The following is a 13,974-nucleotide window of genomic DNA, read 5'->3' as shown; positions in this document are numbered from 1 at the left end:
ACATGGGCGAGGCGCCCTCGCGCCTAGGTGTGCCGGGAAGACTGGTCGGCGAGTCCTTACTGCCGCAGCCCAGAAGGGTGCCCATGAGCATCGACCCGGTAGAGCGCTCCCGAGGAGACGGTGTGTTCTCACGACTCGCCGACGCGCTCCGTAGTGACACCGTCAGTGGTTTCCTGCTGATCGGCGCGGCCGTTCTGGCCCTCGTCTGGATCAACTCCCCCCTCGGCGGGGTCTACGAAGGGCTGCGCTCACTCAGCTTCGGTCCGGAGTCCCTCCACCTGAACCTCTCGTTGGAGACATGGGCCGCCGACGGTCTCCTCGCACTCTTCTTCTTCGTCGTCGGCAACGAGCTCAAACAGGAGTTCGTCCACGGCGAGTTGCGCGATCCCAAACGGGCCATGCTCCCGATCATCGCCGCGATCTGCGGCATGGTCGTGCCGGCCGCGATCTACGCCGCGATCAACATCACCTCGCCCGAAACCATCCAGGGGTGGGGCATCCCGATGGCGACCGACATCGCCTTCGCCCTCGCCATCCTCGCGGTGGTCGGGCGCGGGCTGCCCCCGGCCCTGCGAACCTTCCTGCTGACGCTGGCGATCGTGGACGATCTGGGCGCGGTCATCGTCATCGCGGTGTTCTACACCTCCGGCATCAAGTTCCTGGCTCTGCTGGCCGCCGTCGTGGGACTGGGCGTGTTCTGGTACCTCCAGAGGGGCCGAGGGCTCGCCGCCAGACTGAACGCCTCGGTGATCCCCAATTGGCTGGTCTACGTGCCGCTGGCCGCACTGATCTGGTTGCTGGTCCACGAGAGCGGCGTTCACGCCACCATCGCGGGTGTGTCCATGGGGCTGCTGATGCGCGCCACCACGCTGCCCGGTGAGCGGCAGGATCCCAGTCACCGTGTGGAGCACCTGCTGCGTCCCTGGTCCTCGGGTCTGGCTCTGCCGATCTTCGCGTTCTTCTCCGCCGGCGTGGTCTTCGACGGCTTCGGCGAGGTGATGCAGGACAAGGCCGCGCTGGGCATCATCGCCGGCCTGGTCGTCGGCAAGGTGATCGGTATCGCGGGTGGTTCGTGGCTCACCACGAAGGTGACCAAGGCCGAACTCAACCCCAGCCTGAAGTGGATCGACATCGTCGGCATGTCGCAGCTGGCCGGCATCGGCTTCACCGTGTCGTTGCTGATCACCGAACTGTCGTTCGCCGACTCCCCGGAACACCTGGCGCACGCCAAGACGGGCGTACTGGTCGCCTCGCTGATCGCCACCCTCCTGGCGGCGTTCGTCCTGGGCGGTCGCTCTCGCCACTACCAGAAGGCGGGCCGCCGGAGCGACCCCACGGGAAGCCCGACCGACTGACACACGGCACACGGCACACGAAGGGGACGGCTCGCCTCCGGTCACAGGCGGGCCGTCCCCTTCGCTCGTCAGGAGCGCAGGCACCGCCGCTTCCGGTCTGGCCCGGAAACGGAACGAGGTTCCAGGGGAAAACGGTGAGGACCGCCGTCACGCGTTCCTCATCCCTCGACGCCGGTCCGGGGCGCGGGGCCGCGAACCGTTTCCTGGTCCTCCGCGGGCCCATTCCGCCACCGATGACCCCGGTGGACCCATTGGCGCAATCGTCCTTCGCGCTTATGTTCCGGACCCCGCCCCGGGGAATGTCGGGTGTGAGGGGCGGGACTCCGGAAACACAGGAAAGAGGAAATCAGAGGATTAACCGGCGGGACTCCCCCGCGCCCGGTCGACCGTGTCCACGTGTTTTTTCCACGTCGGGATTCGTTCCGCGAAGGCCGGTCAATTCACCGACCCCCGCGCGCTCGTGATCGCCCCGAAGACCCTCGGGAGGACATGTTCACAAGCGTGGAAGTCGGGACCGTCGGAGCCGGAAGGCAGGCACGAAGCCCGCCAGTACGGGCTTTGCGGAGCCCCGCTCGTCCGAGCCGCAGCCCACCGGTCCTCATCCCGCATGCCGGAACCCGTCATTCCCCGTGCCTTATGCGGCCTTCGCAGGACGTCCGAGACCGGACAACATGATCACCACCTCAGTGGGCATGTACAAGTCGTTCCTGGAAACAGCAGAATAGATAAGAGAACCGGATCCGAACCCGATCGCGCTTTCCGGGATTCCCGGGAAACAGGAGCGTCCAATGGTGGAACTGGGAGAATCGAGGCCGCCACGTGCGTAGAAGTGACCAGCAAAGTCAGGCCGGACGGGAGCTCCGGTGAGGGGGCTGGGACACGAGCCCGGCCGGTGGCGCACGTCGAGTTACAGCAACGACCCGCCCAACGGGACCTGTGTCGAGGTCGTGTTGAGATCGACACGACAGGTCGGGCTCCGGGACTCCGCCCACAGGGGCCACGCGGTGCTGGAGATGCCCGCCCACCAATGGGTCTCCCTGCTCCGGTCGGCCGGATACTCCTGAGCCGTACCGCGGTCCGGGAGGACAGGGTCCCGGACCGCACCGGTCACATCTGGGCGAGGTAGATGTCGGCGTCACCCCGCACGGTCCTGCGCAGGCTGAGCGTGGCGGGATGGTCCGGGCCCATGACCTCGCGGTAGTCGCCCTCCAAGGTGAGGAAACCGGCGTCGACGTCCTCGCCCTGGGCCTTGCGGTCCACGAGCAGGTTGCGTCGCGCCAACAGGGTCAACGGGTGCAGGTCCCCCAGCACCGCCTCACAACCGCGCAGCGCCTCCTCGTCCCGCTCCCGGGCTCCGGGCACGTCCCCCATGAGGAACTGGTCGTTGGCCAGGTCCACCATGCAGGCCAGAGTGCTGGGGTGGTGCGCGCCGACCCGGTCCAGGAACACCCCCAGGGCGCGCTCGTCCAACGCCCGTGCCTCAGCCACCCTGCCCAGTCTCCGCAGGATGATCGCCCGGTTCACGTCGGCCGCGCCGACGTAGGGGTGGCGCTCTCCGAGGAGCTTGACGTAGCGCTCTCCGGTGCTCTGCGCCAGTTCCAGGGCCTCGTCGTGCTGGTTGACCGCGCTCAGCGACATGGAGTGCACCAGAGCGGCGTACATGGTGTCGTTGGCGTCCAGGCCGAAACGCACCCGGAAACGCTGCCAGACCCGTTCCGACAGCAGCAGAGCCCCGCCGTGCTGTCCGACGCGACGCCTCATCACGGCCAGGGTCCGCTGGTTGCTGAGGACGCGGACGTCCTCCTCGTCCCCGACCAGGTCGATCATCCTTTCGACCTGGTCGGTCTGGACCTCCTCCGCCTCCCGATACCGGCCCTTCTCCATCAGCGCCTCGGCGTAGCCGTTATTCGTACCGAGGGTGCTGGGATGCTCGGGACCGAAGACGACCTCCAGTCTGCTCAGGGTGTCGCGGTACTGCTCGGCCGCGGTCTGCGGATCGCCGCTGAGCAGCAGGGTGAAGGCCCGAAGGTGTGCGGTGATGAGGGTGTTGGGATCGTCCTCGCCGAAGAGACGCACACGCCGCTGGTAGGCGTCGGCCGCGGCCTTCAGGGATTCCTGGAACCGACCCACGAACCGCAGGCTGCGGATGTGCTCGATCTCCGCCTCCAGCGTCTCGGGGTCCTCGGGGTTCTGCGCCTCGCGCAGGGTCTCCAGGGTGGCCCTGCCCAGTTCGAGCGCCTGTTCCAGGTGTCCTTGACCGCGCATCGCCGTGGAGACCTGGATCGCCATGCCGAGGGTGGACGGGTGGTGCTCCCCCAACCGCCGCCGCCACCACTCGTGCGCCGTCTCGCCCAGCTTGCGGGCCTCGTCGAACTCCTGGCGCCCCACCGCGATCCGGCACGCCTGGGTGACCAGGTTGCGCGCCCAGGGGTCGGTGCAGTCCCACAGTTCGGTGGCCCACACGTGCGGCAGCAGTTCGGTGTAACGGGTGGAGGAGTTCACCTCCGTCACCTGAAGGTCGTTACGGCCCAGCAGCTGGTGGGCGCAGTGGCGCAGCTCCTCGCGTTCCCCCTCGCTCATCGGCGCCTGCACCGCGCGTTGCACCAGCCGATGCAGCGAGATGGTGTTGCGCTGGTGGTCGATGTGGGCCAGGCTGTTGCGCCCGATGTCGCGGATGGCCATACCGAGTTTGGCCGGGTCCTCCAGGGCACCGCGCAGTTCCGCCGGGCCCTCGATGCTCCGGGCGAAGTTGAACAGGGTCCGGGGGATGGGCGCGGTGGCCATGAAGGAGCACAGTTGGAGCAGTTGCAGCGCGGCCGGGTTGGTGGTGGCCAAACGGTCCAGGGAGACGTTCCAGGCCGCGGCCACGGCCACGGGATAGGAACTGTCCACCGGGCGCAGGAGGGCGAGCATCTCCTCGCTCTTCTCCGCGAACTGCCGTAGGTACTCCTGGGTGTCCATGCCGCTCTCGTGCAGCCACACGGCGGCCTGGTTGAGCGCGAGCGGCAGGTCGCCGAGCTCACGCGCCAGTTCGTCGGCCTCCTGGTCGCTCAGCGACGCGGGTCCACGCCGCTTCAGCAGTTCGATGCTCTCGTTCCGACTGAACTCACGGATGGACAGGTAGGCGTCGCCGCCGCGTACCGTCCAACTGGAGTCCCGAGAAGTGATGATCACGTGGCCCTCGCCCCCGACGGGAAGATACGGATCCAGCTCGGACCGGGCCTGCGCGTTGTCGAAGATGAGCAGCCAGCGCGGATAGTGGACGCCCTGCCGCAGGGCCTCCAGCACGTTCTCCAGAACGTGTCCGCTGCCGGCGCCCGCGCTGTCCAACCTGAGCCTGGAGGCCAGCACCGAGAAGCTCTCCCGCAGCTGGTTGCTGTGGGCGGCGGGTATCCAGCAGATCAGGTCGTAGTCGGACGCGTAGCGGTACAGGTACTCCTTGGCGAGCTCGGTCTTGCCGACCCCCGACATCCCGTTCAACGCGGTGATGACCTGGCGGCGCCCCGTGACCAGCTGTGACCTCAGCGAGGAGAGCAGCTCCTCGCGCCCCGTGAAGGCGCTGTTGCGGCGCGGCACCTGTACCCAGACCGCGTTGAGCGGCCGGCCGCCCGTGGGCTGCCGGGACGTGCGATCGCTCTGCGCTTCGCCAGAACTGTACTTCCTATCGTCGATTGACGGGTTTGTAGTCATATGAGTATTTTCACCCGACCGTTCGGAAAAGGGTATTCTGCTCCGCGCCTTCCAGTTGCCATTCCCGTCTACACGCGCAGATCCGGAAACCTCAGATAATCCTAGACCGACGAGCGTCTCCTCCCCGGCCCGCGCTGTTCTCTCGGGGTCACGAGTCCCCCTTTTTTCGGGAACACCCGCGTACTTCCTGAGGGGATCCGCGTAACGACGGGCGAGGGCCACGCTCTCCATGGCGGGAAGCATGGAATTCGCCCAGTGATGGGATGCCCGCGTACTTTCCGGCGCGTCGACGCTTTCGCCCCGCAACATGAGCCGGAGGGTCCGGAACCACGGGTCCACCCGCCACAGTCGCTCGGAGGCCAGTCCCAACATCCGCCGGATGTCGGAGACCCGGCCGCCCAGCGCCAACAGACTCCGCCGGACCCCGGGACGAAAGTCCCACCGGACCGGTACGTCCCCTCGTCCGCTCTCGTGGACCAGTACCAGTCCGCTGAAGAAGACCTCCGTCAGCTCCGAGGGGGTGGGACGGCCGAGCACGTCCGCGCAGACCGCCTCCACCAGACGCGGGTCCAGGGGCACCGCGGCCAGGGCCACCGCGAGGTCGAAGGCCTCCGGGCCGGCCGACCGTTGGAACCGACGGACCTCCTTCTCCGCGTCGAAGACCTCCTCCGCCGGCTCCTCCGACGCTCCGCGGAGCGTGTTCCCCGGGAACCGCGCCGTGTGCGCCCACAACCGCGTCCGTCCACGCGCCGCCACGAAGGACGCCCACGAGTGGAGGGAACGGGGGTTCAACCCCAGCACGGGGACGAGCACACCGGTCCCCGGCTCCTCCTCTTCTCGCGTCGGATCGGTGAGGGCGCGCTCACGCACGTAGCGGGCGTTGGTGACACCGGGTCGGGCCGGCCAGGGCACCGCCAGCTCCGTGGGCACGGTGTCGATGGCGCCGCGCCGCCACAGTCGTGGCTGGAGCAGGTGGCAGATCGCGACCGTGCGTCGGGCGGCGGCCCGGGCGATCCAGTTCTGGAAGTCCCGGTCCCGCCAGGCCGCCCCGAGCCCGTCGGTGAGCACCAGGGCGGCCCGTACCCCCGTCCGCCCTCTGTCGCCGAGAGGGCGGGAACGGCCCCGCGCGTCGCGCAGCACCGGGCGGCCCGTACGCCCCGAGTCGAAGTACAGGGCCCTGACCTGACGGAAGAGGCCGCTGGAGCGCGCCAACCGGACGAACTCCTCCACCAGGGCGCGTTGGAAGAGCATGGTGACGCCGTCGTCCACCAGGAGGGTGAGCTCGGTCGTCCTCTCCCACCGCCTCAGCGTTTCGGGCACCACCGGCACGCCGACGTCCCTGCGTTCCTCCTCGGTCCAGTGCACGCTGTCCAGGAGGGAGCGGGCGTAGTTGCGCGCGGTGCCCTCCGCGTCGACCAGGTCCGCCCTTCCCACCCGCCGCCTGATGTCGAGCGGGGCGAGTGCGGCGACCAGTTCCTGACGCCGGTCCAGCGCCGGCTGGACGAAGCCCGGCGCCTCCACCGGCGGCCCGCCCCGCCGTGCGTCGGCCTCCCAGGACTGTGGTCCCCCCGACGTCCGTACCGTGGACCGGCCCGGTCCGGCGCGGGAAGGCGCCGACGCCCCGCCACCGGATGTGGGGAGCCCTCGGACGGTGGCCGCGGGCCCGGTGTCGGAAGGCCCGTCGGGGCGGACGGGCGCCGCCTCGGTCGCGAGACCCCCCTCCGGGGGAAGCGGAAAGGAGGGGCGACCGCGCCGCACCTCCTCGGCGCGTGACCGGAGCACCGCGAGGTGGACCGCGTCGGCCCACTCGGTGGGGGTCAGACCCAGCCCCCCGAGTCCGAGTGCCTCGTCCGTTCCGTCGCCACCGCCCCGGAGGCGCCCGTCCCCCGGCTGGTGTTCGCGGCTCATCCCGGGGTTTCCGTGAGGCGGTGCCAGAGCAGGTCGGAGAGGTGACGGACCTGCTCGGGCCCGGGCTCCCCCTGTTCCCCTCCCATGGCGCCCACCAGGTGCACGGCGTTGAGGAGCTGGTCCACGGCCAGGGTCTGGCCGTCGGCGCTCCGGTTGAGGAACTCGATCACCAGACTCCGCGTACCGGGGGGCGGGTCACCGTCGAAGTGCCCGGCCACGGCCGCGATCAGTTCGTCCTCGTCGGGCAACCCCATGTGGACCGGGATGCAGCGACGCAGGAAGGCGGGGGGCAGGTCCCTGTCGTCGTTGCAGGTCAACACCGTGATGGGGAAGGCGGAGCACAGGACGCTCCCGCGTCTGACCACCGCCGTGCGCCCGGGGTCGTCCGTGGCCACACGGATCGTCTCGGCGACGTTGGCCAGCCTGCCCAGTTCGGGGACGTCGTAGCCACCGTTCTCGAAGAGATCGAGGAGATCGCCGGGCAGATCGAAGTCACCGAGGTCGAAGTCGTCGATCAGCAGTACCCGTGGGGACCGTGTGGGCAGGAACGCCGTGCCCAGGGGGCCCAGGGTGAGGTAGCGTCCGATCGACTCCGCGCTGCTGCGCAGGTGCGCCTCGGCGCCGCCGACGCGCGCGTAACGGCGGTCCGGCCCGCCGACGGCCCGTCGACGGGCGTTCTCCAGGTTGAGGTCGTGGATCTGGGTGAGCGGGTCGTAGGTGTACAGTCCGTCGGCCACGGTGCTCCGACTGGTAACGGACCAGCGCAGGACCCGACCCAGGCCCAGCTCCCTGGCGATCTGGTGGGCGAGGCTGGACTTGCCGACCCCGGGCGGCCCGACCAACAGCAGGGGGCGCCTCAGGCAGATCGCGGCGTTGACCTTGTCCAGCAGTCGACGGCGGTGCGGACCGAGGGGGACGGGCGTGCTCCAGAGCCGGACCGGACCCAGATGACGCTCGCTGTCCGTACCGGTCCGCGAGGCCTGGGGGCCGGGGTCGTAGAGGACCGACTCGCCGTCGGTTCCCCCGGGGTCCGTTCCCCCGCCGTAGACGCGCCACCTGGGCGGTGGGGGCAGTCGGGTGTCCACGTCGAAGTGGGCGCGCGGCTGGCCTGTGCCGTGGAAGATCCACCATTCCGGCGCGGAACTACTCGATCCGGGTTCGGCTGGTGTGGTCATGGCAGGCCCTTCGAGCCGCGCCCAAGGGGGCTATCGGATGCTGTGCGTGGTCATCTGTCGGGGGTAGGGCAGAACCGGAAGGGAGTCGTGGTAGAAGACGGCGACCTCGAAGCATTCTTCGATGTACCCGGTATCGCCGACCGAAACGCATCCCGATCGTGATTCGTGGAGTGCTTTCGGCAACTCTCGTATTCTGTCGGGTGACACTTTCACCTCCCGCCCCACCTTCCCCAGATTGAGCCATGGTCCGATTCCTTGGCCGTGAGCGGCGGAACGCCACACCACAACCGGAACCCCGACCTTGATGGCCGCCCAGACCGTCATGTGGCACTCATCCAGATGCGAGGGGACGGAGAGGACCAGAATTCTATCGTCCTGTAGTCGTGGGGCCAATGGTTCCCGATAGGTACGACCGCCTTTCCTCGTCCGTATTTCCGGCTCGTGCGCGGTGTCCAGGTGCCGGACCTCGCACGCGTCGTCGAGACTCCGCCACCGACGGGCACAGGTCCGCCGGGCCGCAGCGGTGTCCGCACGGGCCTCGTCCACCAGCTCCTCGGCCCGGTAGACCACCTCGGCCCGGGCTCCGAGCCGCTGTCCGCCCTTCCCCGCCTCCTGCCACCGTTCGGCCTCCAGGGCGCGCAGCAGGTCCATCCGGGCGACCAGCTCCACGCGCAGACCCTCGTGGTGGCCGACCCGATGGTCCATCTCCATGAGGGTGAGCAGGCCGCTCACGTGGTCTCCGAGGTTCTCCGCCGCCAGCCTCGGGGCCTGGCCGTGGAAGCAGAAGTCGGGCTCCTGTCCCCTCCTCTCACTGAGCACCGTCCAGTAGTCGATGTCGTAGCGGTCCCTGTCCTCGGACTGCGTGATGTGGACCACCAGCCGTGCGGGCACACGTGTCCCCGAGGGCATGGTCGGCCGGTCACGACGCCCTCCTCCCCAGAGCAGGAGCAGCTCCCGGCAGGAGGGCAGGGGGAGGTAGGAGGGCAGGAGCGAGCAGAAGACCCGCAGAGGAGGCTCGCCGTCCCGGGGCACGGACATCTCGGCCAGGTCCACGAACCTGTCCCAGGCCGTGTCGGGCGGCGCCTCGTCGGGGGCGAACCGGTCGGACCTGGCGGCCTCGAAGGCCTCGGCGACCTCTGTGGGGGCGTGCCGTCGCAGTTCCTCGCGTACAAGGTGGATGTCGGCGGGGGTGGTCTCCTCGGGCAGCAGGTGGACGAGCTGTTCCCACTCCTCGACGTGGATCAGGGTCTCGGCGGCCCGGGCCACCCGGCGTGAGCCGCGTCCGCCCTCCTCCAGGTACAGGATCCAGCGCACGAGGCAGCCCAGGCGCGTCTGGTCCCGGCACAGGCGGACGAGTTCCCTGGCGAAGCCGACCGCCGGACCGTCCAGTCGCAGGTTCCGCCGGATGCTCGTCGGCAGTTTGCGGGCCAACTGCTCGCGCGCCTCCTGGGTGAAGACGTGCTGGATCTCGCACAGGGCGTCGACAAGGTCCTCGTCGTCCTCCGGTGGGGGCGGCGCCCCGGGTCCGTCCCCGTTCAGGGGGAGGCGCCCCTCCTCCGGGGCGGTCACCTCGCTCACCGCGACGCCTCCTCCAGGAGCGCCGCCTCCTCACGGACTCTGAGCATGCCCGCGCCGCCCTCCTCCCGTTCGTCGAGGAGGTCGAGCACCTCGCGCAGCAGCCCGTACTCGTGGTGGGCGAGGGTCACCAACCGCGTGGCGAAGGACCGGATGTCCTGGTCCGCGCGAAGGCCGCGCCGCAGGCGGGGGTCGAGCGCCAGATAGAAGTCGAGACGCATGTCGGGCGTGAGCAACGTGTGCAGGTCGGTCATCGCCCTGGCGGTGCGTGCGAGCGCCTCCTTCGCACCGACCGTGGCTCCGTCCGTGGCCGGGGCGCCCCCCGAGGACGGCCACACCCGGGGGATCGCCTCCATGGGGATCATCCATCCCGCCCTGCCGTCTCCCGACGCCTCGCAGACCAGGCCGAGGAGGGTGTCGGTCCTCTCCCCCCGCACGCCGCTGCCGCTGAACCCGGGCAGGACCGTGAAGCCCGCGGTGGAGTCGACGTCGATCTGGACGTTGCCGTGGCGGCTGCCGCTCGTACCGACGACGCGGCCGGTCACCCAACGGCCGTTCTCGGCGCGGGGGAAGCCGAGGACGCGGACGCGGTCGCCGACACGGTGCGGGGCCGAGGTCGCGGGACGCGCCGGGGCGGGCCTGTCCAGGCGGAGGACGGCCACGTCCCAGGGGGCGGCGGTGTCCCACCACCAGCCGTCGAGGACGACCGTGGCGGTGCTCTCCCACCGGGGGCCGCCGCGCGGCGCGTCCAGGCGGACGGTGCTTCCGGGGCCGGCGCCTCCCGGGCCGGCTCCTCCGGGGTCGGAGTGGTGAGGGGGCTCGGCCACGGCCTCACGGACGACGTGGGCACAGGTGAGCGCGTACTCGGGCGCCACCAGCACCGCCGCTCCGTGCAGGGCCGTACCGCGGCGATCGGTGACGCGCAGCTGCCAGTCGGGCTCGTGGAGGGCCGGGTGGGACACTGTGCTCCCGTTCGACGGGCGGGGGCTTCGGGGACGGGCTCGGAGACGCGCCCCCGTGATCGACTATGCACATATTCTACCCACAATTCACAAAAGGCCACGGCGTGACGCAGCGCCACAGATATACGAGCCCGCTTTTCTGTCCGAATTGTGAATCAAGGTGATCAAGTAAAGAAAAGTGACCCCGGCCGTCCGACTCCTTTGGCGAACGGCCGTATGGCCCGGTCAGCGGGTCGACACGGGTTCGGAAGGCCGGCGACGTCCGCGCCCCCACGGCATGAGGCTGTCCAGCGCGTAGCGACCGCCCGCGAAACCGAGGGCCAGCCCGCACGCACCGAGGACCAGCGTGAACTCGAAGCCGCCGACCAGCGGATCCCCGAGGTGGGCGAAGAAGTAGGCGTTGGCCATCATGAACGCCAGCAGCAGGCCCGCCAGGGGCAGGGCGAAGCCGACGATGAGCGCGAAGCCCGCGCCCACCTCGATGAACACCCCCAGCAGCGCGGCGAACTGGGGGAAGGGGATGCCCAGGGAGGCGAACCCCTGGGCGGTGCCGTCGAGGTCGGTCGCCTTGGGCCAGCCATGGGCGATGAAGACGACGCCGACGGCCGCTCTGGCCAGCAGCGTCGCGGCATCGCCCGCGTGGGAGACGAAAGCATTCTCATTCATGGGGGGTCCTGTTCTGTGAGCGGGTACCCCGGGAGAAGACGACATCCCGAAGAGAACTCGAGTTCACGACCTTCCCAGGGAAATGAATGGTAATACGATTGCGCGCGAACACCTAGGGCGTCACCGCCGAAAAATTCTCCCGACCACCATTCGCCCTGCTCAAGGAGAAGAACAGAACACGACTCAGTCGCGGTCCCCCGCACCCCCCGGGTTCGTGTACCGCGGCTCCTCCCCGTGGGGGTCGAGAGCGGCGAGCAGCGCCTCCGAGATGCCGTGGAGTCGCTCGACCTGCTCGCCGGTGAGCGCGTCGAAGACCAACCGCCGGACCTCGTTCACGTGCCCCGGCGCCGCCGCGCGAAGCACCTCCGCCCCGCGCGGCGTGAGTTCGGCGATGGTGGTGCGCCGATCCTTGGGCCGCTTGAAGCGACGGATCAACCCCTCCCCCTCCAGGCGGGCCGCCGCGTGCGAGAGGCGGCTGGGCGAGGAGCGCAGAAGCCTCGCCAGCTCCGTCATCGTCAGCTCGCCCCCTGGCGCCTCGGACAGCATCACCAGGGCCTGGTAGTAGGCGTGGGGCAGCCCCGAGTCACGTCTGAGCTGACGGTCCAGCGCCCCCTCCAACAGGTGGACGGCGGCCAGGAAGGTCCGCCAGGTCCGCTGCTCGTCCTCGTCGAGCCACCTCGTGCCGGCCACGGGATCCGCCTTTCCAGGAATAACTTGAGAGTTCAACTTTGTTCTGGTCAACAGATCTGATCTCCCCTGGAGGATGTCCATGTCACAGCAGCCCTCACGCATGCCGACCCTCTACCTCAGCCACGGTGCGCCGCCGTTGGCGGACGACGCCCTGTGGACCCGGGAGCTCGCCGACTGGTCCGGTGGTCTCGCCCGCCCGAAGGCGATCCTCGTCGTCTCGGCGCACTGGGAGGACGCTCCGCTCACCATCGGCGCCACGGCGGACGGAGTCCCTCTGACCTACGACTTCTGGGGCTTCCCGCAACGCTACTACGGAGTCACGTACCCGGCCCCTGGTGCGCCGGCGCTCGCCGAACGCGTCCGTGAACTCGTCACCGGTCCAGGTGGTGCGCTGCACCAGGAAGCGGACCGTGGACTCGACCACGGCGCCTACGTCCCCCTGAAGGAGATGTATCCCGAAGCCGACATCCCGGTCCTTCAGGTCTCCATGCCGACGCTCGACCCGGCCCGTCTCCTCTCTCTGGGGCGCCGTCTGGCCCCTCTGCGCGAGGAGGGGGTCCTCATCGTCGGCAGCGGGTTCACCACGCACAATCTGCGCGAGATGTCCCCGCGGGCGCACGGACGGGCGCCCTCCTGGTCGACGGAGTTCGACGACTGGGTGAACCGGGCCGTGGCCGACCACGACGTGGACGCCCTGGTGGACTTCGGCCACAAGGCCCCCGCCGCCACGATCGCGCACCCGCGCAGCGACCACTTCGCGCCTTTGTTCGTGGCCCTGGGCGCCGCGCTGGACGACCACAGGAGTTCTCTGTCGACGGTGGACGGGTTCTGGCACGGACTCGCCAAGAGATCGTTCCAGTTCGACTGAGGGACGCCGCCCGGGTGTCGGTACCGCCTGTGAGACCGTCCCTCATGACGAGCGCACGCACGCCCGGCCGAGCCCGCACGGTGGAGGAACTGCTCACCTCCGCGGGGCCGGCGAAGTACCTGGGCTTCTGGGGTCACAGTCCGCCGGCCTCCGGAGGCGTTTCGGCGGCCTGCCTCTCCCAGTGGTGGCCGGCCGACTTCACCGTGGCGGGGGTCGTCTACCCCACCTCGGAGCACTACGTGATGGCCGCCAAGGCCCGCCTCTTCGGCGACACCGCCGCGTGACGGTCACCACGGAAGTCACCGGACTGGCTTACACCGATTTGCGTGCAATGTTACGCGAACATGTTCTTTTTCCGAATCTAGATCCCTCTTCACGAACGGATCACGCGGATTTCCTCCACGAACTCCCCGCTTCCGTCCCCATACGGTTCCGGACAGGAGTAGGGTTCAGGAACACGGAACAGCACGGCGCCCGGCGCCGGCGCCCGTTTCCCCGGAGCAGTCCGGGTCTCGGCACTCTCGCCGCCACCCTTCAGGCACACCCTCGCGGCACGCCAGAGCGCGTCCCGCCGCACGCCCCGGGAAACCGGTCCACCGCACGTTCGGGAAACCGCCGTCCTTTCCGACCAGGACGAACCACACTCCCAGGGACTTCCCATGGCCTATTACCGCATCCAGTTGCGCGACGGTTCCTCCCACACCTTGCAGGCGGTACGCATGCGTACCGACGCCCGCAGTCTCTATCTGGAGGAACGCACCGCCGGGGCGTGGACCGAGGTGTTCGCCAACCCCCTCACCGAGGTGGAGCGCGTCCAGCGCCGCTTCACCGAGAACAACGGCGCCTGGACCTGGCTCAACGAGCGCCTGCCCTCGCCGGTCGGTGGCATCCGCGCCTGGTGAGACGGGGTGGCGGCCGGTGCCGGCCGCCCGACGCGCCCCGAGGAACCCGGGTCGGGATCGACGCGCCTCGGCGAAGAGCCGACGCGCGATGCCACGACCGGATGATCCGACCACGAGGCGGTAGGTTCCCCGGCACTCGGGGTGAGCCCGCGCCATGTGACGGCCCGCGCGTGCGCCGAGCAC

11 protein-coding genes are annotated in these 13,974 nt (G+C 69.5%); 5 read left to right on the top strand and 6 right to left on the bottom strand.

The genetic code is table 11. The features are described from left to right. Positions 1 to 83 precede the first annotated feature (83 nt). Together nhaA and PFX91_RS03140 are read left to right on the top strand one after the other, a co-directional pair. Entirely contained in the window at positions 84 to 1,355 is a 1,272-nt protein-coding gene (nhaA, locus tag PFX91_RS03145; protein WP_285729258.1) for a Na+/H+ antiporter NhaA, read from the top strand. An 863-nt stretch (positions 1,356 to 2,218) separates the two neighbouring features. Then, on the top strand, positions 2,219 to 2,419 hold the full coding sequence (locus PFX91_RS03140) for a DUF397 domain-containing protein (RefSeq protein WP_285729257.1): 201 nt from the start codon (positions 2,219 to 2,221) through the stop codon (positions 2,417 to 2,419). A gap of 43 nt (positions 2,420 to 2,462) precedes the next feature. Here the strand turns inward: PFX91_RS03140 and fxsT are convergent, their stop codons facing one another. The 6 genes from fxsT to PFX91_RS03110 form a co-directional block, all read right to left on the bottom strand. Continuing rightward, positions 2,463 to 6,953, bottom strand: a complete 4,491-nt coding sequence (gene fxsT / locus PFX91_RS03135) for an FxSxx-COOH system tetratricopeptide repeat protein (RefSeq protein ID WP_285729256.1) — start codon at positions 6,951 to 6,953, stop codon at positions 2,463 to 2,465. Then, a complete protein-coding gene (locus tag PFX91_RS03130) occupies positions 6,950 to 8,128 on the bottom strand; it encodes an AAA family ATPase (RefSeq protein WP_285729255.1) in 1,179 nt (392 codons plus the stop codon). Before PFX91_RS03130 ends, fxsT begins: the two co-directional genes overlap by 4 nt. Positions 8,129 to 8,158: 30 nt before the next feature. Then, the gene (locus PFX91_RS03125) at positions 8,159 to 9,706 is read right to left on the bottom strand and encodes an effector-associated domain 2-containing protein (RefSeq protein WP_285729252.1); all 1,548 of its coding nucleotides are present in this window, start codon (positions 9,704 to 9,706) and stop codon (positions 8,159 to 8,161) included. After that, positions 9,703 to 10,665 carry a S1 family peptidase gene (locus PFX91_RS03120; RefSeq protein ID WP_285729250.1) on the bottom strand — a complete coding sequence of 321 codons (963 nt, stop codon included), beginning with the start codon at positions 10,663 to 10,665 and terminating at the stop codon, positions 9,703 to 9,705. The genes PFX91_RS03125 and PFX91_RS03120 overlap by 4 nt, the downstream gene beginning before the upstream one ends. Before the next feature lie 225 nt (positions 10,666 to 10,890). Continuing rightward, positions 10,891 to 11,331 (bottom strand): DoxX family protein, encoded by a 441-nt coding sequence (locus PFX91_RS03115; protein ID WP_285729249.1) that lies wholly within the window; start codon positions 11,329 to 11,331, stop codon positions 10,891 to 10,893. Positions 11,332 to 11,514: 183 nt separating this feature from the next. Beyond that, positions 11,515 to 12,021 (bottom strand): MarR family winged helix-turn-helix transcriptional regulator, encoded by a 507-nt coding sequence (locus PFX91_RS03110; protein WP_285729248.1) that lies wholly within the window; start codon positions 12,019 to 12,021, stop codon positions 11,515 to 11,517. Between the two features lie 79 nt (positions 12,022 to 12,100). Between PFX91_RS03110 and PFX91_RS03105 the strand changes: the two genes are divergently transcribed. The 3 genes from PFX91_RS03105 (at position 12,101) to PFX91_RS03095 (ending at position 13,791) form a co-directional block, all read left to right on the top strand. Then, positions 12,101 to 12,889, top strand: a complete 789-nt coding sequence (locus tag PFX91_RS03105) for a dioxygenase family protein (protein ID WP_285729247.1) — start codon at positions 12,101 to 12,103, stop codon at positions 12,887 to 12,889. A 44-nt stretch (positions 12,890 to 12,933) separates the two neighbouring features. After that, the gene (locus PFX91_RS03100; protein ID WP_502888239.1) at positions 12,934 to 13,173 is read left to right on the top strand and encodes an NADAR family protein; all 240 of its coding nucleotides are present in this window, start codon (positions 12,934 to 12,936) and stop codon (positions 13,171 to 13,173) included. Between the two features lie 375 nt (positions 13,174 to 13,548). Further along, the gene (locus PFX91_RS03095) at positions 13,549 to 13,791 is read left to right on the top strand and encodes a hypothetical protein (protein ID WP_285729245.1); all 243 of its coding nucleotides are present in this window, start codon (positions 13,549 to 13,551) and stop codon (positions 13,789 to 13,791) included. The last annotated feature ends 183 nt before the right edge of the window (positions 13,792 to 13,974 follow it).

This window comes from Nocardiopsis sp. ATB16-24, assembly GCF_030271535.1.
In the GTDB taxonomy this organism is placed as follows: Bacteria; Actinomycetota; Actinomycetes; order Streptosporangiales; family Streptosporangiaceae; genus Nocardiopsis.
This window is presented reverse-complemented; position numbering and strand designations above follow the sequence as displayed.